Raw genomic sequence first — 19,182 nt, 5'->3', positions numbered from 1 at the left:
ATCTCCTTGCAACCAAATCTCGAGGATCGCCCGGCGCGAACCCCGCCGCCACGAGGCGCCGGACGTTGGCCCTGCCTCGAACGTGGCACCACTCTTGCACGGTCAGGGGTCAGCCCCGCAGCGGCTGGGAAGGGGCATGGCGAAAGTTGTCAGAGGTGCATGGTTGAGTGGGTCGCGTGAACAGCCATGTGAGTCCGGACCAGCAGCGGGTGGTCGACTGGGTCGCGTCCGGGCAGGCAGGTGCCCTGCTGGTGTGGGGTGGCCCGGGGACCGGCAAGACGCAGACATTGGTGCAGTGTGCTGCGACCGCCCTGGAGTCCGGGCTGACGGGGCCGCAGGTGCTGTTGCTGACGACCACCCGGTCGCTGGCGCAGCGGCTGCGCAACGACCTGATGCGCCGCATCGGCGGTGCCCAGGTGGCGCCGCGGGTGATGACTGCCCACGCGCTGGCCCACAGCATCGTGGCAGCAAATCCCCTGCCGGACGAGCCCCTGTGGCGGTTGCTGACGGCCCCGGAACAGGAGTTCCGGCTGCGGGAACTGCTCGCGGCGCATGACACCTCGGGCTGGTCGCCGGACCTGCAGCGGGCCGCGACGACCCGGGCGTTCGCCGGCGAGGTACGCGCGGCCGTGGCCCGGGTGCGTCAACTGGGGCTGGACCCCGAACAGGTGCAGGCCATCGGCGAGGCACAGGGTCGTCCGGAAATACAGGGTCGTCCGGAATGGGCGGCACTGGGCCAGTTCATGCACGACTACCTCGACGTCGTCGACGCGACCTTTGAGATGGACTATGCCGAGCTGGTGCACCGGGCTCGTCTGCGGCTGCTCGACCAGGACGTGTTGGCAAAGGTGGTGGCGGCGACGCCGCTGGTCCTGCTCGACGACCTCACCGAACTCGACCCCAGCCAGGTGCAGCTGGTGGCAGACCTGGTGGCGGCGGGGTCGCGGCTGGTGGCCTTCGGCGACCCGACCTCGTCGGTCTACGGGTTCCGTGGTGCCGGTGGCATCAGTGCGGCACGGTATGGCGAGATCTTCGGTGGCGAGGGCTTCGGCACCCGTGCCCCGGCCAGCCGCATCGACCTCGACCAGGACTTCGGTCGCGGCACGCTGATCACCGGGGCCCTCGGTGCCCTTGCGGGGCGGCTGCCCCGCAATGACCGCGTGCCCGTGCCGGTGCCGGCGGTCGGGGTGGACACCTGGCGTGGCACGGTGCAGGTGCGGGTGCATGACTCGTCCGGTGCCGAGATCGACCACATCGTTGACCAGGTGCGGGCGGCGCACCTGCACGATGGCTGGGCCTGGCACGACATCGCCGTGATCACCCGATCCCAGCGTGGCGGCCTGATGCAGATCGCGCGGGCGCTGACCGCGGCCGGTGTGCCGGTGCAGATGGCAGGCACTGACATCGCGCTGGGCGAGTCGCCGGCGGTGCGTCCGCTGTTGCTCGGACTGAGGGCGGCGATTGGTGAGGTCACGGACCCCGAACGCCAGACATCGACCTCTCCGGCCGACGCCACTGACCTGCTGCGCTCACCGTTGGGCGGGCTCGACAGCCTCGAGGTGAGGCGGCTGGGTCGGCAACTGCGTGCCGCCCATGCCGAGGACCAGGTCACGTCGGGGGAATGGTTCACCCGCTTGCTCGACGACCCCACGATGGCTGATGGCCTGTCGGGTGAACCGGCGCGCAAGGCCGTTGAGCTGGCACAGCGCCTGGCCTGCACCCGGACGGTCATCGATGAGGGCGGTGATGTGTCCTCGGCATTGTGGACACTGTGGGACGGGACGGGCTGGGCGGCGCGCGCCGAACGCGAGGCGCTGGCCGGTGGTGATGCGAGCGCTGCGGCCCATCGTGACCTCGACGCGGTGCGGGCCCTGTTCGACCTGGCAGCCCGGGACACCGAACTGGTGGGGGTACGTTCGGTGCGCCAGTTGCTGGACGAACTGGTGACCCACCAGATCCCGGCTGACACTGCCCGCGAGTCCGACCTGGGGCGGCGCGGCGTTCACGTGCTCACGGCGCACCGGGCCAAGGGGCTGCGCTGGCCGGTGGTGGTGGTCGCCCAGGTGCAAGAAGGCACGTGGCCCGCCACACGGCGGCAGGGCTCGATCCTGGACGTGGCGCGGTTGTCGCCCGACGGGGTGCTCGCGCCAGAGCCGTTCAGTCGGCTGATCGACGCCGAACGGCGCTCGTTCCTGCTGGCATGCTCCCGGGCGACCCACCGGTTGGTGGTCACCGCGGCGCAGGGGCACGAGGGTGAGGGCGACCAGGCCTCGCGGTTCCTCACCGAGTTGGACGTGCCGGTCGACGAGGTCGTCGGGCGCCCACGGCGCGCGCTGAGCCTGCCCGCCATGGTGGCGCGGCTGCGTGCTGCCGTGCTCGACCCGACGACCTCGCCCGCGCTGCGCGAGGCAGCGGCCTCGCGGCTGGCCCGGCTGAGCGGGCTGCGCGACCGGCACGGTCGGCAGCTCGCACGAGGAGCAGACCCCGCCAACTGGTGGGGAATCCTCGACTACACCCGCAGCGAGGTCGGGGTGGTGGCTGCCGACGAGCCCGTGCGGTTGTCGGGGTCGAGCCTCGAGGAGCTGCTGGCCTGCCCCCGCAAGTGGTTCCTGTCGAAGCAGGCGAGCGCCGAAGAGGGGCGCTCGTCGGCGGCGAGTTTCGGCTCGGTCGTCCACGCCCTGGTGAGCCATGCCGAGCAGGACGACCTGGGCCCCGAGGACCTGCAGGGACACCTGGACAGCATCTGGGACCAGATCCCGTTCGACGCCGCCTGGCTGTCGGCCTCGGAACGGGTCGAGGTCGACCAGGCGCTCGACCGCTACCTGTACTGGGCCGCCGGGCGCGGTGAGGCGGTGGGCACCGAAGTGCCGTTCGACATCGAACTCGAGGTTGAGGGCGAGCGGGTGCAGCTGACGGGGTCGGTCGACCGGCTGGAACGCGATGCCGCCGGTCGCCTGCGGGTCGTGGACTTCAAGACGGGTCGGGTGCTGCCGACGCTGGCCGAGGCGGCGGCCAATGTGCAACTGGCGCTCTACCAACTGGCTGCCACCGCCGGGGCCTTCGACCAGGTGGCCCCGGGGGCCCGCGGCGTCTCCGGCGGTGAACTGGTGTTCCTGCGCAAGGGCAATGAGTCACCCAAGAGTTATGTGCAGGCATCGATCGACGAGACCCCCTGGCCGAAGGGCACCGATGATTCCAGCGGTGCCACGTCCTTCATCCACGAGGCCGTGGCCCACGCAGCCCGCGTCGTGCGCGAGGAGCGCTTCGACGCCCAACCCGGCCCGCGCTGCCAGATGTGCACGTTCCGGGTCTCGTGCCCGACCGTTTCCCTCAACCCGCAGGTGGGCCGATGAATCTTATGACGAGCCGAACCCTGACGCGGCCGCAGCAGGTCAGCGACGCGCTGGGCATCCCGTTCAGCGACGAGCAGTTGGTCGCGATCACCGCCCCGCTTGAACCGGGTGTCATCATCGCCGGCGCCGGCTCGGGCAAGACCACCGTGATGGCGGCCCGGGTGGTGTGGTTGGTCGGCACGGGCCAGGTGCGTCCGGACGAGGTGCTCGGACTGACGTTCACCCGCAAGGCAGCCGGCGAACTGGCCAACCGGGTGCGCACGGCGCTGCAGACGGCCGGGGTGCTGCGCGAGGGCGCCGACGAGCAGGGCGAAGAGGTCATTATGACCTACGACGCGTTCGCCGGGCGCATGCTGGCCGAGCACGGCCAACGGATCGGCGCCGAGACCGACCCGACCATGATCACCGGCGCAGCACGGTTCCGGCTGGCGGACCGGGTGGTACGAGAGGCCCCCGGCCCGTTCGAGTACCTGTCGCGGCTGCGTCCGGCATCGATTGTCGAGCGGGTCCTGGCCCTCGACAGCGCGTTGTCGTCGCACCTCGTCACGACCAACCAGGTCAGGTCGGACGGTGCGGTCGTCGCCTCGAAGCTGGCGTTGGCACCGCTGAACGCCCGTCGAAATGTCTTCAAACCGGTGCTTGATGCCACAGCGGCGATCAACGAACGTCGCGAACTGCTCGACCTTGTCGACGCCTATGCCGAACTGAAACGCCACCTCGGCGTGGTCGAGTTCGCCGACCAGATGGCACTCGCCGCCCGGATCGTCGACGAGGTGCCCGCCGTCGCGGGCATGGTGCGCCACCAGTTTGCTGCTGTGCTGCTGGACGAGTACCAGGACACCAGCGCGGCACAGGCGAAACTGCTGCAGGGCCTGTTCGCGGGTGTCGGTGACGAGGTGGGCCATCCGGTGACCTCGGTCGGCGACCCGTTCCAGGCCATCTACGGGTGGCGTGGGGCGGCAGCGAGCAACATCCTGCACTTCCACTCTGACTTCCCGCGCCGCCGTGAACCGGGATTCCTGGCCGCCGCGAGGGCGCAGCTGACCGTGAATCGGCGCAGCGGGCAGAAGATCCTTGACGTGGCCAACCAACTGGCCGAACCGTTGCGCCAGGACCCGATGCTGGCCCGGCACGATGCATCGGGTGAGGGCACGCCCAGACCGCTGGTGGCCCCCGCTGACAAGCCCGGTGGTGAGGTGCGGGTGGCGACCTTCGAGTCGTGGCCCGAAGAGGCCGGGTGGGTCGCCGACCGCATCGTCGACCTGCACGACCGCGGGCGACTGCGCGCCTGGAAGGACTGCGCCGTGTTGCTGCGGCGCAATGCCGACATGGCCGAGGTGTTCCGGGCGCTCAGCGTGCGCGGGGTGCCGACCGAGATTGTCGGGCTGGGCGGCCTGCTCGACCTGCCCGAGGTGGCCGATGTCGTGGCAACCCTGCGGCTGGTCAACGACGTCACCGCCAACCCCTCGCTGGTGCAATTGCTCAGCGGCCCGCGCTGGCGCATCGGCCAGCGCGACCTTGCCCTGCTGGGTCGTCGGGCCCGTCAGTTGGCGCGTCCAGAGGCCCCGGCGCGCGACAGTGACCTGTTCGCCGACCTCGAGCACGCCGTCGCCGAGACCGATGCCGCCGACGTCGTCTCGCTGCTCGACGCCGTCGACAACCCCGGCGAGATGCCGTTCTCGGCGCAGGCACGCGAGCGGTTCGCCGCGTTCGGCGCCGAGATGACCCGCCTGCGGCGGCATTCGGACGAGCCCGTGCTCGACCAGGTGCGGCGTGTGGTGGGCCTGCTCGGCCTCGACGTCGAACTCGCGACGGGACTGCCGGGTGCGCCCGGCCCGGAGCAACTCGCCGCGTTCACGGATGCGGTGGCCGGGTATGTCGATGTTGATGCCGAGGCGACGCTGTCGGGGTTGCTCGACTGGCTCGATGCCGAGCGGCGCTACGGCGTCAGCCTCGAGCAGGCGACCCCCACGGAGCGCAACTCGGTGAAGCTGCTGACGGTGCACCGCGCCAAGGGGCTCGAGTGGGACGTGGTGTTCGTGCCCGGGCTGGTGCAGGACGTTTTTCCCAGTGACCGGGTCACTGACAACTGGACGACCTCTGCCCAGGCACTGCCGGCGCACCTGCGGGGCGACGCGGAGTCCATCCCCCAGGTCAGCACCTATGACAACGATGGGCTCGTCGCCTACAAGGACCAGCTCAAGTCAGAAGCGCGGATGGCCGAGGACCGCCTGGCCTACGTCGCCGTGACCCGGGCGAGGGACCTGTTGGTGGCGACCTGCCACACCTGGCGCAGCGGCACCAAGAAGCCACGGCTGCCTTCTGAATACTTCGAGAAGATCGCCGAAGAGGCGATGCGGCAGGGCAATGTCGACGCCGTGGCCCCGCCGGTGGTCGAGGCGAACCCGCTGGACGGGCCGCTGCAGTCGGCGCCGTGGCCGGTGCCCGCCGACGACGAGTCCCGACGCCTGCGCCTCGAGGCCGCCGAAATGGTCGCGGGGGCGAAGCGGGTCTTCGACGAGACCGGTACCTGGCCCGAGCCGGAGCACGTGCCGCTCGACGAATTGGCCCTGGTGGCCGAGTGGGACGCCACCCTGGAACTGCTCGAGGCCGAGGCCCGGGCCGGGTTCGCCCTGCCGCAACCGGCGTCGTTGTCGGCGTCCATGCTGGTGACGGCGGGCAACGACCCCGAGGCGTTCGCCCGGCAGCTGCTGCGCCCGATGCCCCACCCGGCGTCGCGGGCGGCTGCGCTGGGCACCCGGTTCCATGCCTGGGTGCAGCGCCACTACGGTATGCGGCAGCTGACCGACCCGGTGCTCGACGACCTGGTCGACGACGGGCTGGAGCGCGTCGAGTCGGACCGGGAACTGGCCCGGCTGCAGGAGTCATTCCTGGCGACGCCGTGGGCTGACCTGGAACCGCTGGCGGTCGAGGTGCCGTTCGCGCTGGTGCTGGGCGACCAGGTCATCCGTGGCCAGATCGATGCCGCGTTCCCGGCTGACGACGGGGTGCACGAGCACCTGCTGGTCGACTGGAAGACCGGCGAGCGGGACGCCGACGACCTGCAGCTGGCCATCTATCGGGTCGCGTGGGCATTGTCCCGGGGCATCGACCCCGCGAGTGTGGACGCCGTGTTCGTGCACGTGAAGTCGGGCAGGGTGCAGCGACCGCGGCACCTGGCCGACCAGGACGAGCTGGTGGCCAGGCTCGGCGACGGGATGGCCGCCCTCGACCGGGCGCGCACGGGCGGGCAGGGCTAGGGCTGGGGTCGGGCCGTGTGGGCCGCGCGGGCGGTGTCCTCGAGCTGTTGGCGGTGGCGCTGCCAGTAGTCCTCGCCGTCCTCGGCCCACATGTTGCCCCAGCCCTCGCTGAGACCGACGGCGCCATCGATGAGCTCACGAATGATGTCGGCGTGGCCCGCATGACGTTGCACCTCGGCGACGAGGTGCACGAGCAGGTGGTACAGCGTCGTGTCAGCCCTGTCGCCCCACCAGGGCACATGCCCCGGTGAGTCGAGGTCGAGGGCCTCGATGGTGGCATCGCAGTGCGCCGCGACCCGCTGGTACAGGTCGACGATGAACTCGCGTGATTCGTCGGCCGTGGCCCAGAAGTCGGCATTCGGCACCTCGTCGTCGGGGTCGTCCGGGTACCACGGGATGGGGATGCCCGAGGGGCGACCGACGACCGACCCCAGGTAGGACTCCGACACGCTGGCGACGTGTTTGAGCAGGCCGAGCAGGTTCGTGCCGGTCGGGGTCATGGGACGGCGCACGTCGTAGTCGCTGAGCCCGTCTAGTTTCCAGATCAGGGCGTCCCGGGCGGACGTGTAGTAGCGGTGCAGCGTGGCCTTCGGATCAGCGGTGGAGGAGGCTGTCATGGGGCCAGCCTGTCACCGCAGGGCCGGGTGGGCCATGGCTTATCCGCGATAACGTACGCCTCGTGAGCCGATTCGACCTGCACCCGCACAGCAACCTGCGCCGCGCCGGCCAGGAACGTGTCGACCCCGAACGCCTCGTCGAGTTGTTCACCGGGCCCGGGGCGCAGGTCCTCGTGGTCTCCGGTGAGGGGCAGTTCCACGTCGAACCCGCCGAGGGCAGTTTCGATGCCGACGTCCACAGCTACCTGGGCTGGACGGACGCCAACGGCCACGTCCACGACGACGGGGAAGTGGCGCTGCAGTGGTTCGCCAGACGCGGTGAATCGGAGGGGCAGACGCTGCGTGACGGCTTCGCCGACCAAGCCATGCACGACCTGGTGGCAGCCGCCGCAGCGATCCTGGCCTGGCACGACGGCACCCCGCAGTGCGAACGGTGCGGCGCGGTCACGGCGCCGGTGCGGGGCGGGTTCATGAGGCAGTGCGTCGAGTGCGGCCACCTGGCATTCCCGCGTCATGACCCGGCCATCATCGTGGCGATCACCGACCCGGACGACCGGCTGCTGCTGGCGCACCAGGCGAACTGGCCCGAGGGGCGGGTGTCGGTGATCGCCGGCTTCGTCGAGGCGGGGGAGTCGCTGGAACAGGCGGTGGGCCGTGAAGTCGGCGAAGAGGTCGGGTTGTGGGTCGACCGGGTGCGCTACGTGGCGAGCCAGCCGTGGCCCTTCCCGCGCTCGCTGATGCTGGCATTCGTGGCCACGGCCGCGGGCGAGCCGGTGCCGGATGGCACCGAGATCGCCTGGGCGCGCTGGTTCAGCCGCGATGAGTTCACCGCGGCGGTCGAGTCGGGTGAGCTGTCGCTGCCGGGCAGGGGCTCGGTCGGTGGACGACTCATCCATGCCTGGGTGGCGGGGGAGTTGCCGAGCGTCTGAGCCGGGGATTCAGGAATCACTCGCGGCCAGAGCCGCCCGGAGCCGTGCGGCGTAGTTGGCGGCCTCGTCATCACTGGAGTACTTCGTGCGCGGCCAGAAGAATCCCCTGAGCCCGTCGCCCTTGCGGCGCGGCACCAGGTGCACGTGCAGGTGCGGCACCGACTGGCTGATGGTGTTGTTGACGGCCACGAAACTGCCTTGGGCGCCGAGGCCGGCCTGCAGGGCGGCGGCGATGAGCTGTGCGGCTCCGAGGACCTCGGCGTGCAGGTCGGCAGGAAGGTCGAGCAGGTTCTCGACATGCGCCCGCGGGACGAGCAGCGTGTGGCCCTTGAAGACCGGGCGCTGGTCGAGGAAGGCCAGCAGTCGCTCGGACTGCCAGACGACGTGTGCGGGCAGTGTGCCGGCAGCGATCTGGCAGAAGATGTCGGGGGTGGGGGAATCAGCCATTCTGGCGGCGCCACCTCGAGGCGAGGCCGGAGGCCCGGCGCGATTCGGTGGCGATGGCCGTGCGCAGTTGGTCGGCCGAGCCGATGATCGAGACCCGCCGCTTCGCGCGCGTGACGGCCGTGTAGATCAGCTCGTGGGTCAGCAGGGGCGACCCCAGCGGGGGCAGTACGACGGTGGTGTGCCCGAACTGGCTGCCCTGCGCCTTGTGCACGGTCATCGCGAACAGGTTCTCGACGCCGCGCAGCAGGTTGGGGCTGAGCAGTCGCAGCGTGGCCTCGTCACCCAGTGCGACCTGCAGCCGGTCGTCGTGCCACACCACCACGCCCGTGTCCCCGTTCGACAGGCCAAGTGTCGCGTCGTTCTCGGTGAGCAGCAGTGGGCGGCCCACCCAGAACTCGGCGCCCAGGCCGAAACCCGGCCGCAGCCGGCGCACCAGGTCGAGCGTGTGGTGGGTCCAGCTCGACACCCCGAACAGGCCGTCACGATGGGCGCACAGCACCCGGTGCTCGTCGAGCAGGCGCAGGGCCCCGGTGGCATCGCCTGCTTCGGCAGCCCTGACCAGGGACGTCCACTGCTGGGCGACGACCGACGAGAGCTGTGGCAGGTCCTGCCAGGTGGTGGCGCGGGTGATCTCGAGGTCGATGAGTTCCACTTCGCCCGAGTCGCCGGCCAGCACATCGAGCGCGGCGTCGGCGTCCTTCGCCCGGATCGCCGCGGCGAGGTGCTGGATGGCGCCCTCGCTGCGGTAGCTGCCGACGAGTTCGGTGACTGCGGACGCGGGGTCCCCACCGCCCACGGTCAGCCCGGAGCTGGTGATGTCTGCCAGCACCGACCCGGCGCTGATCGACTTGAGCTGTTGCGGGTCGCCCACCAGCAGCAGCCTGGTTGATGGCCCGACCGCCGAGAGCAGGGTTGCGAACAACTGCAGGTCGACCATTGACACCTCGTCGACCACCACCAGGTCATAGGGAAGCTGGTCGGTCGGGCCGTGGCGGAACTCCCCGGTGCGCCCGCGTGCGCCCAGCAGCCGGTGCAGCGTCATGCCGGCACCGAAGGCCGGCATCAGGGCACCTGCGGCCTCGAGTTGTGGGGCCTGGCCGGCCACGGACTGGTACAGGCGGCTCGCCGCCTTGCCGCTGGGGGCGGCCAGCGCCACCCGCACGGTGGCACCAGCCTGTTCCTGCACCGCGGCCAGCACCCGCACCACGGTCGATGTCTTGCCCGTGCCGGGGCCGCCTGCGAGCACCGAAGTCCATGACCGTACGGCGGTCTCGACGCCATTCCGCTGCCGGGAGTCGTCGATGGTGCCCTCGGGCAACCTGGCCAGGCTGGCGTCGAGCAGGTGTTCGTTGACGGCAGGCGGGCTGAGCAGTTCACGCTCGTGCAACAGGCCCGCGACCTGCTCCTCGGCCGACCAGTAGCGCTCCAGGTAGACCAGCGAGTCGACCAGGCGCATCGGCACGCTGTTCGGCTCGGCACCCTCGTCGCCCAGCATGCGCTGCTGCACCAGGTGCTCGCGCCACGCCACAGGGTCGGGCCAGTCGATGGCCGACTGCAGCGCCTGCCGCTCGGCGGCCAGCTCGTCGGCGGTCAGGTCCTGTGATTCCAGCACCTGGTCGATGAATTGTTCGGCGGCGGTCGTCAGGTCGAGGCATGTCGACCCCGCCCGTCCGATGGCGAAGCACAGCGCCGCAGTCAGCTGCACGAGTTCGTCCGCGCAACCGTGCAGGCGCGTCAGGATCGTCGCCAACTGCACCTCGGCGGACGTGACCATGCCCACGGCGTGGGCACGCGCCAGCGGGGACTCCTTGCCCCGGGTCAGCACCGACAGCTCATGCTGTGTGGCGGCGTTCATCGTCGCCCTCCCAGGATCGTGTCAGCGGCGATGATGAAGCGGGCGGGGGGCCGCCAGGTGAAGACGCCCGCGGGCATGCCCCCCAGCACCGGGGTGTCGGCGCCGGCCATTCCACGCACGAACAGGTAACCGACCCCGCCCAGGTGGTGTTCGGGGTCATAGCCGGCCAGGCGCCAGCCCAGCACCCGGTGCAGCGCCACGGAATAGAGCAGGGCCTGCAGGGGGTAGTGCGCCGCGACCATGGCCTGGGTCATCGCCGCTGCGTGGTAGTGGTGCACCCCCAGGGTCTCGCCGGGGGCCAGTGGCATGGTGTTGGTCTTGTAGTCGACGACCACGAACTTGCTGCCGACCCGCAGCACGGCGTCGATCGACCCGTTCAGGAACCCGTTCAGTGTCTGCTCGGCCGCCGGCGTGCCGAGCAGCACGTCGCCGTAGTGGGCGAGCGGGTCGTCGGCGGGCAGCAGCGCCCTGTCGGTGAACAGTTGGGCGAGGTCGCCCACAGTGCCGACGGTGCCCCTGCCACCCATGGTGAGTTCGAAGTCGAGCTCTGGCAGGCGGTCGGACACCGGGATGTCAGCGAGGGTGCCGCCGGTGAGGGTACCGAGCGGGGTGTGCAGCACCTTGACGAGGGCCTCGACCAGCACCTCGGGGTCGATTTCATCGCCGAAGGCTGCGAAGTGGGGTGCGGCCGCGGTGCGGATCGCGGCGCGCAGGTCTGGGGCCTGCGGGTCGATGTGTTCGAGGATGGCGTGGACGAATGTGCCGAAGTCGGCCCCGCCGGGCACGTCAGCCAGCGGCGACGGCATCCGGTCGACGCCGGACCCACTGGTGGCCACGACCTCGGAGTCTGTACGCAGGTCGGGCTCGTCGAGCCCGCTGCCATCGGCGACCGCGGCACCTTCCTGTTCCACGAAGCCTGCGGTGGCGCCATGGTGGGGCGCGGCGTCGTGCAGGGCCGCGGTCAGGCCGGTGTAGCTCGTGCGCCGCCACGTGTGGTCGATGCAGCGCGTCCACGCGCGGGGGCTGCCGAGTGGCTGCTCGGGCTCGCCGGCGGTGTCCTGGGGTGCCGTCTGGGGGGTCTGGGGGGCGACGACCACTTCGAGGGGGTCGAATCGGCCCAGCGTGAGCCGCTGCTGCATCGTCGAGATGGCCCCCTTGCGCTGCAGCTGTCCCGGCGGGGGCGGCACCTGCCCTGGTTTGTCGCTCATCAGCAACCGGTGCAGGGCCGAACGGTGCACGTCGGTGGTCGCACCCCACCACACCCGAAGGCCCACCTGGGCGCGGGTCAGCGCGACATAGGCCAGCCGCAGCTGCTCGAGCAGTTCTTCGTCGTCATCGTTCCTGCTGGCGCGGTCCGACACGTCGAGCAGGGGCGCCCGGGTGTCGTCGTCGGTGTGGTGCACCCGCGGCGTGTCCGGATCGTCCTTGCGGCCGTTGGGGAACGCGAGGTCGGGCAGCAGCACCACGGGGAAGCCGAGGCCCTTGGCCGCGTGGATGGTCATCACCTGGATCGCCTCGTCGTCGTCGCCGATGCGTGTGCTGGTCTCGTCCTCGCCGTCGATCGCCTGCTGCAGCCAGCGCCGCACGCCCTCGGGGCTGGCGCGGTGCCGCAGGGCATGGTCGTGGGCCAGTTCTGCGACCTGCAGCAGGTCTGAGAGCAACTGCGCGCCCTGTGGCTGCTGCAGCATGCGCTCATGCAGCGAGAATGCCGAGACCAGTGTGTCGGTCATTGCAGCGAACCCGTCGCTCGTCCACAACTGCGACAGCTGCCGCACGGTGCGGGCCAGCTCATCGAACTCGGCCTCGTCGGCCTCGACCAGTTTCGGGATGTCCCAGCCGATCAGCGGGGTGAGTGCGGCCCGGCGCAGGCTGGCGGCATCGACCTGCAGCAGCATGTCGAGCACCGTCAGCCAGGCCGGTGCGGCGGTGCCCTTCATGAGGTTTCCGGCGCTGCGGTTGGCCCGCACCCCGGCCTCGTTGAGCTTGTTGACGACGTCGGTGACATGCCAGCGCGACCGCACCAGCACCGCGACGTCGCTGCGCTTCAACCGTTGTGCCTGCTGCTGGCGGGGCAGCGTCACCCTGGGCGGGCTGCCGCTGAACAGCAGCGCCACCTGCTGGGCGAGGTCGTCGACGGCCCGGTGCCACAGGTTCCGTTTCAGGTCGGCATCCTCGCCGAGCAGCCGCAGCTGCACCGGGGCCTGCCATTCCCCCGTGGCCGTGTCGATGCCCGCCGCCGCATCGGCCGTGGCGGGAGGCGTCTGGATGCCCCGGCCAAGCTGGGCCTGGTGCAGGATCGCGTCGATCCCGGACGTCACCGCGGCGCTGCTGCGCCAGTTCTTGCGCAGGCTGAACCGCTCGTGCTGCTGCGCGGCGGCCAGATAGGCCTCGACGTCGGCATTGCGGAACCGGTAGATCGACTGCTTCGGGTCGCCGATCAGCACCAGCATCGCCTGCCCGTCGAACGCGTCGCGCAGCAGGTTCCACTGCTGCTGGTCGGTGTCCTGGAACTCATCAATCATGACGAGCCGGAACATGGCGCCCAGCACGTCGGCGGCCGGGGAACGGGTGCCGTCCGGGGCGGGGGCGAGTGCCTGCTGCAGGCGTCCGGTGAGGTCTTCATAGGTGAACACCTGGGTGGTGCGCTTGCGGCGCTCGTATTCTGTGCGGGCACGGGCGGCCAGCTGCCCGCGCACGCCCTGCTGCTGGTCTGCCCGGATCGGTACGTGCGGCATCTCAAGGACCTTCTCGACCAGGCGCCCCACGACGGCCAGGTCGGCCCGGTAGCCGTCTTCAGCCAATTGCTGCTGCAGGAACAGGTCGTCGGCGATCTCGGCGTGCATCTGCGCACCGTCACCCAGCATCGAGTCGGTCGCGTCGTGGTCGACGTGCACCCCGATCCGGGTCATCATCAACTGGCAGAAGCTGTGGGTGGTCGTGATGGTGGCGCTGTCGAAGTCGACTGCCGCCGCCCGCAGGTTGATGGCCTCGGGCGTGCTGCTGGCAGCCAGTTCGGCGACGGCCTGGGCCAGGTGGTCATGCACGCGGGTGCGCAGTTCGGTGGCCGCCTTGTTGGTGAAGGTGACCAGGGCGACCTGGTCAACGGTGCAGAAGCCCTCGGCGAGCGCCCGCACCGTGAGCTTGGCGATGTTTGTCGTCTTGCCTGTGCCGGCGCTGGCCTCGACCACCAGCGTGCCCACCCCGAGCCGCACACCGTCGATGGTGAACTCGGGGTAGTCGATCAGCCGGGGCACCAGGTGCAGCGCCATCTCATTGCCTCCTGTCGATCACGAAGCCGCCGAACAAGCGTGGGACAAGGTCGCGGACCGGCACGCGGTAGCAGCCCCCGCCGTCCGCGGCCGAGCAGGTCAGGGTCTGTTCCAGCAGAGTCCTGTGGTCCCATGGGGTGAAGGGTTCCCAGTTGACGTCGCGTTCCCGCATCCACGCGTCCTTCGTGGCGTTGTCATCGCCATACGTCTTGTGGGTCCACAGTGTCCTGGGTGGTGCGGCCAGCGGATGGGTCTGCCCGTGGACGTACAGCAGCACCAGGTCGGCGAGCAGCTCGGCGGGCGTGCGATGTCCCGGCGCCGAGGTCAATTCATTGAGGCCCTTGTCATCCTCGATCCCTGCGACCGGCGGGCGCCCGGTGGCCACGGACAGGGCGAGGGCATTGATCCAGGCCTCGAGCAGCAGGTGGCCACCCAGCTTGCTGGTGGTCACACTCAGGTGCGCCTCACCGCGGGCCCGCACGGCCCCCACAAGCCGGATGTCGCCGTCGGGGTGGGGGACGGGGATGTCGACGACCACGGTGCGTTCGGACGCCGTGTTCGTCATCAGGCGATCGGCGAGAGCCACGGCCTTGCGCATGGCGGTGTCGACTGACCTCTTGCCATTGGCTGTGCTCGGCACATCCGGGCTGAGCAGCTGGTGGCGATGCAGCGATTCGGGGTCTTCACCCATGCGCAGGTGTTCGAGCACGGTCGTCTTCACCTGCCACGTCGTCAACCCGGTGGCCTCGAGCGTGTCGCGCACCGACAGGTCGTCGTCCCATGTCTTCAACTGGACGCCTGCCCGCTGCTGCAGGAATGCCCGCAAGGGGTCCTTGAAGAACGCGGTCAGGTCTTGCAACCGCACCACCGTGGGGTGCGGCGCGACCGGGAAGTCGTGCAGCAACAGGTCGCCGTGGGCGGCCGTGGCCAGGCGCGACCGTGGGGTCTGCTCGACGTGCCGGATGGCGGAGTAGGCCCGCACGTCGAAGCTGAAGGGTTCGACACCGTGCGCCTCGTCCTCGAGGAAGTTGGCGCGGGAGTGGGCCTGGCCGGGCAGCAGTGCCTGCCGGTTCGCCGACGTGACCGCGGCCGGCAGGTGAATGCCGAGGGCCCCGGCCGCCTCGCGCAGCTCGGTGATCGGCACGGGTTCATCGAGTACGTTCAGGCTGCTCGCATCCTGGGCCTGGTACACGATGGCGACCCGCTCGGTGGCGGCGACCAGGGCGTTCAGCAGGTGCTGCTGGTCGCGTGCTCGTTCGTTCGGCACGGCCCGGTTGGGGTGCCCGGCGAGCAGGTCGTCGCCGATCATCGGCAGTCGGCGGGGGAACCGGACGTCATCGAGCCCGAGCAGTACCACCACCCGGTGCGGGATGCCCGTGAGGTCACGCAGTCCGGTGACCACCAGGGCGCCGGTGCCGAAGCTGGGGCGCATCCGCTGCTGGCGCGACATCTCGGCGATCACCTGGCGCACGTCGGCCCGGCCCAGCAGCGCGCCATCGGCATGCGGGCCGGCCCACTCGGCCAGCGCTGCGCGTGCTGCCGCCACCTGCCAGCGCTGCTGGCGCGGCATCGCCACCAGGTCGCTGATCAGGCCCTGCAGCCGATCGTTCCATTCCGCCGCGGTGGCGGGGGAGGAGTGCTGGTGGAAGAACAACCGCAGGCGCGAGACGAACTCTGCCAGCTGTCCTGCCAGTTCGGTGGCGCGTGAATCCAGGTGGCTCGCGGGGATCGCCTCGCCGCATGTCGTCAGCGGGGCATCGGCATAGGACGCGCCCAGCACCAGCGCCTCGACGCCTGCGTACCAGGTGCCCCGTTTGGGAGTGATGCCGAATTCCTTGCGGTGCGCCGCGTCGAGACCCCAACGGATGTTGGCCTTGCCGATCAGCAGCTTCAGCGCCTGGCCACCGTCGTCGCCGAACCCCCAGCGGGCGGCCACCGGCGTCGACAGGCACAGGTCGAACAGGTCTTGCCACGTCGCACGCGAGGTGCGCAGTGCCAGCACGTCGTCGAGCAGTTGCAGCACCTGGTTGGGTTGGCGCGCGCCGTCATGGCTGATCCGCACCCGCAGTTGGTGGCCGGGGTGGGCATCCGCGGCGGGGGAGTCCGACGCGAGCGCACCGTCCAGCACCGACGCGAAGGTGTCGAGATCCGGGCACAGCACCGCCACGTCGCGAGGTTCCAGCGTGGGGTCGTCCACGAACAGCCCACACAGGTAGTCGCGCAGCACCTCGACCTGCCGGTTCGGCCCGTGCGAGGGCAGCAGTCTGATGGTGCCGTCAGCCTCGTCCCCACCCCTCGGCACAGCCTCGGCGCCTTCGTGTACGGCCACCTGCAGGCGCCCGAGGTCAGTGGCCGGCCGCCCGATCGCCGGGGTCACCGACTGGATCGTCGCGCCGGCACTGCGCCAGGCATCCATGGCCGTCGCGTGCACCCGTGACAGCCGCCCCAGCACCGCATCGTCCGCGCCGCTGGCGTGGTTGAGCTGCCAGACCACCACCCGCGAGTTCGCGGCCAGCGCTGCGAGCAGGTCGACCTGCTGCGGGTGCAGCACGTCGACGCACAGCAGGTGCACCTCGTCGGGGATCACCGCGGGTCGCGCCCCGGCGACCCTGTCGACCAAAAACCGCTGCTGGGCCAACGGGTGCGGCACCCCGGCCAGGTCGCGCAGCACCTGCCAGAAGCGTGGCTGCCACTGGTCGCCGATGGCCAGCGACTGCCCGTCAGGGCCGACGTGGCGCCCGGCGTCCCAGGCATCAATCATGTCCGGCGCATTGCGGCAATAGGCGCGGGCCAGCCGCGACACCCGCCGGCCTGTCGCCAACCGCCGCCCGGGACGCAGCTCATCGCTGGCCAGGTGGGTGATCAGCGGGCTGGCCCACTGCTCGTCCACGACCGTGTCGAAACCCTGCAGTGCCAGCCGTGACAGGTGGTGGGCCGCCCACGGGTCGTTGTCGGGGTGTGGCAGGTCGCCACCGCACAACGCCTGCTGCAACTGGCGCTGCAGCTGGGGCAGCGTGACGAACTCGATGCCGGCGCACACCCCGAAACCGTTCGTGCGCGCGATCGTCTGGGACACGTGGCGCTGATGCGCCGCCCCGGGTGTGACAGCAAGGCGCATGGCGAACGGGTCGCCGGAAGCACCGGGCAGCTGCGCGGCCATCCCGGCCACGAGTGCACCCAGGTCGAATCCTTCGAAAACCTCGAGCGACCCAGCCATCCACCCCTCCTTGTGTCGAGCAGTCGTTTGCCACCCTATGGGCACCCCCCGACAAAAAGTGTGGGAGTCCGGCCCTGTCGGCAGCCGTCATAGAGTGAACCCCATGCCCACCGACCTCGACGCCACCCGCGTGCACCAGATCCTCGATGCGCTCGACCCCGAGCAGCGCAGGGTCGCCGAGGCAGTCCACGGGCCCGTTGTCGTCATCGCCGGGGCGGGCACGGGCAAGACCCGCGCCATCACGCACCGCATCGCCCATGCCTCGCTGACCGGTGTCGCCGACCCCGCTCGCACCCTGGCGGTCACGTTCACCACCCGTGCCGCCGGCGAGATGCGCGGTCGCCTCGCCGACCTCGGCGTGCATGGTGTACAGGCCCGCACCTTCCATTCCGCCGCGCTGCGCCAGCTGCAGTGGTTCTGGCCGCGCGCGTACGGCGCGGAACTGCCGCCACTGAGCGAATCACGCTTCGGCATGGTCGCCGAGGCGGCGTCCCGAAGCAGGTTGTCCACCGAAACGACCATGATCCGCGACCTGTCGAGCGAGATCAGCTGGTCGAAGGTGTCGAACGTCACCCCCGGCACCTACCCGGGGCTGGCCCGGGCCACGGGCCGCGAGGTCAATGGCCTCGACGTCGCGCAGGTGGCCAAGGTGATCAGTGACTACGAGGGCATCAAGCGTGAACGTGGTGTCATCGACTTCGAGGACATCCTGCTGTGCACCGTCGCGATGATGCATGAGCACCCGCAGGTCGCTGCAGAGGTGCGCGACCGGTACCGCCACTTCACCGTCGATGAATACCAGGACGTCTCGCCGCTGCAGCAGTCGCTGTTGATGGCCTGGCTGGGGGACCGTGACGACATCTGCGTGGTGGGCGACCCGGCGCAGTCGATCCATTCGTATGCCGGCGCCCGCCCCGATTTCCTCACCGGGTTCGCCCGCAACTTTCCCGAGGCCACCACGATCAGCCTCGACCGTGACTATCGCTCGACCCCCCAGGTCGTCGATCTGGCGAACAATGTGCTGCACCCGCCGCACTTCAACGGTCGCAGCCCCGGGCTTGTGCTGCGGGCCCAGCGCCCTGACGGTCCCGCGCCGGTGTTCGAGGGCCACACCACCGACGCCGACGAGGCCCGGGCCGTCGTCGGCTGGCTGAAGCAACTGGCTGCCAAGGGCATCGAATGGCGTGAAATGGCCGTGCTGTTCCGCATCAACGCCCAGGCACCCGCCCTCGAAGCGGCACTGACCGAGGCCGGCGTGCCGTACGTCGTGCGTGGCAGTGAGCGGTTCTACGAACGTCCCGAGATCAGGCAGGCGTTGCGGCTGCTCGCTGCCCATGCCCAGAACACCCCGGACGACCCGGGCCTGGCCTCGGTCAAGGCCGTCCTCGGGGGCGCGGGGTGGACAGAGGAACCGCCGACGGGCGCAGGCGCCGCCCGCGAACGCTGGGAGTCACTGGCCGCGCTCGTCGACCTCGCCAGTGACATCGCCGCAGAGGACGCCACCGCCGGCCTGGGCCCGATCGTGGACGAACTGCAGCAGCGGGCTGCTCGCCAGGAAGCCCCCCTGGGCCAGGGCGTCACCCTCGCCACGCTGCATTCGGCCAAGGGCCTCGAGTGGGACGCCGTCGCCCTGGTGGGCGTGGCAGAGGGGTCCATCCCGTTCTCGCTGTCGGTCACGCCCAGCGCCATCGACGAGGAACGCCGCCTGCTCTACGTCGGCCTCACCCGCGCCCGCGAACACCTGCGGGTCAGTTGGTCGCGCACCGGTGGCCCCGGACGCGGTGGTCGGCGCATGTCCCGGTTTCTCGTCGGGCTCACCCCCGGCACGGTGCGGGACGCCGCAGGCGCGCCCGGCACGGACAACGGTGCCCGGCGCAGCCGCAGCGCGCTGTCGCAGAAGTGCCGCGTGTGCGGCGAATCGCTGGGCACCGCGGCCGAACGCAAGGTCGGACGGCATGCCACCTGCGCATCGACGTACAGCGAGGCCCTGCTCGTCGACCTGAAGGCCTGGCGCAAAGAGGCGGCCGACGGTGCCCCGGCCTTCATCGTCTTCACCGACGCCACGCTGGTCGCGATCGCCGAGGCGATGCCCGGTGACGAGGACGACCTGCTGGAGATCTCGGGCGTCGGCCCCAGCAAGGTCGGTCGCTATGGCGAGGCCGTGCTCGAGATCGTCGATGCTCACCGGGTTTGATGCGCACCGGGGCTGAGCGAGCTGGCGTCCTGGCACCCGTC

The 19,182-nt window shown here is 70.4% G+C and carries 9 protein-coding genes; 4 read left to right on the top strand and 5 right to left on the bottom strand.

Annotated elements, in window-relative coordinates:
- The first annotated feature begins 176 nt into the window (after positions 1-176).
- A complete protein-coding gene (locus ACQCX5_RS02675) occupies positions 177-3,353 on the top strand; it encodes an ATP-dependent helicase (protein WP_434540438.1) in 3,177 nt (1,058 codons plus the stop codon).
- Positions 3,350-6,613 carry a UvrD-helicase domain-containing protein gene (locus tag ACQCX5_RS02670; RefSeq protein ID WP_434540437.1) on the top strand — a complete coding sequence of 1,088 codons (3,264 nt, stop codon included), beginning with the start codon at positions 3,350-3,352 and terminating at the stop codon, positions 6,611-6,613. Before ACQCX5_RS02675 ends, ACQCX5_RS02670 begins: the two co-directional genes overlap by 4 nt.
- On the opposite strand, the gene ACQCX5_RS02665 is transcribed toward ACQCX5_RS02670, so the two are convergent.
- Positions 6,610-7,230 (bottom strand): DinB family protein, encoded by a 621-nt coding sequence (locus ACQCX5_RS02665; RefSeq protein ID WP_434540436.1) that lies wholly within the window; start codon positions 7,228-7,230, stop codon positions 6,610-6,612. The two genes, ACQCX5_RS02670 and ACQCX5_RS02665, sit on opposite strands and share 4 nt — an antisense overlap.
- A gap of 62 nt (positions 7,231-7,292) precedes the next feature.
- On the opposite strand from ACQCX5_RS02665, the gene nudC reads away from it, so the two are divergent.
- Positions 7,293-8,159 carry an NAD(+) diphosphatase gene (gene nudC, locus ACQCX5_RS02660; RefSeq protein ID WP_434540435.1) on the top strand — a complete coding sequence of 289 codons (867 nt, stop codon included), beginning with the start codon at positions 7,293-7,295 and terminating at the stop codon, positions 8,157-8,159.
- A gap of 9 nt (positions 8,160-8,168) precedes the next feature.
- Here nudC and ACQCX5_RS02655 read toward each other — a convergent pair whose 3' ends face one another.
- Genes ACQCX5_RS02655 through ACQCX5_RS02640 form a run of 4 tightly spaced genes read right to left on the bottom strand, consistent with a single transcriptional unit; the run spans position 8,169 to position 16,947 of the window.
- Positions 8,169-8,606 (bottom strand): HIT family protein, encoded by a 438-nt coding sequence (locus ACQCX5_RS02655; protein WP_434540434.1) that lies wholly within the window; start codon positions 8,604-8,606, stop codon positions 8,169-8,171.
- Positions 8,599-10,461 carry an exodeoxyribonuclease V subunit alpha gene (gene recD, locus ACQCX5_RS02650; protein ID WP_434540433.1) on the bottom strand — a complete coding sequence of 621 codons (1,863 nt, stop codon included), beginning with the start codon at positions 10,459-10,461 and terminating at the stop codon, positions 8,599-8,601. Before recD ends, ACQCX5_RS02655 begins: the two co-directional genes overlap by 8 nt.
- A complete protein-coding gene (locus ACQCX5_RS02645) occupies positions 10,458-13,730 on the bottom strand; it encodes a UvrD-helicase domain-containing protein (RefSeq protein ID WP_434540432.1) in 3,273 nt (1,090 codons plus the stop codon). Before ACQCX5_RS02645 ends, recD begins: the two co-directional genes overlap by 4 nt.
- Before the next feature lies 1 nt (position 13,731).
- Positions 13,732-16,947 carry an exodeoxyribonuclease V subunit gamma gene (locus tag ACQCX5_RS02640; RefSeq protein ID WP_434540431.1) on the bottom strand — a complete coding sequence of 1,072 codons (3,216 nt, stop codon included), beginning with the start codon at positions 16,945-16,947 and terminating at the stop codon, positions 13,732-13,734.
- Between the two features lie 103 nt (positions 16,948-17,050).
- Here ACQCX5_RS02640 and ACQCX5_RS02635 point away from each other — a divergent pair, with 103 nt between their 5' ends.
- The gene (locus ACQCX5_RS02635; RefSeq protein ID WP_434540430.1) at positions 17,051-19,141 is read left to right on the top strand and encodes an ATP-dependent DNA helicase UvrD2; all 2,091 of its coding nucleotides are present in this window, start codon (positions 17,051-17,053) and stop codon (positions 19,139-19,141) included.
- The last annotated feature ends 41 nt before the right edge of the window (positions 19,142-19,182 follow it).

The sequence above is a fragment of the Aestuariimicrobium sp. G57 genome, from assembly GCF_050110855.1.
Lineage (GTDB): Bacteria > Actinomycetota > Actinomycetes > Propionibacteriales > Propionibacteriaceae > Aestuariimicrobium.
This window is presented reverse-complemented; position numbering and strand designations above follow the sequence as displayed.

Coding starts and splice junctions, on each gene's coding strand:
- ACQCX5_RS02640 (WP_434540431.1), bottom strand. CDS start 16,947: ATGGCTGGGTCGCTCGAGGTTTTCGAAGGATTCGACCTGGGTGCACTC.
- ACQCX5_RS02670 (WP_434540437.1), top strand. CDS start 3,350: ATGAATCTTATGACGAGCCGAACCCTGACGCGGCCGCAGCAGGTCAGC.
- ACQCX5_RS02635 (WP_434540430.1), top strand. CDS start 17,051: ATGCCCACCGACCTCGACGCCACCCGCGTGCACCAGATCCTCGATGCG.
- recD (WP_434540433.1), bottom strand. CDS start 10,461: ATGAACGCCGCCACACAGCATGAGCTGTCGGTGCTGACCCGGGGCAAG.
- ACQCX5_RS02655 (WP_434540434.1), bottom strand. CDS start 8,606: ATGGCTGATTCCCCCACCCCCGACATCTTCTGCCAGATCGCTGCCGGC.
- ACQCX5_RS02645 (WP_434540432.1), bottom strand. CDS start 13,730: ATGGCGCTGCACCTGGTGCCCCGGCTGATCGACTACCCCGAGTTCACC.
- ACQCX5_RS02665 (WP_434540436.1), bottom strand. CDS start 7,230: ATGACAGCCTCCTCCACCGCTGATCCGAAGGCCACGCTGCACCGCTAC.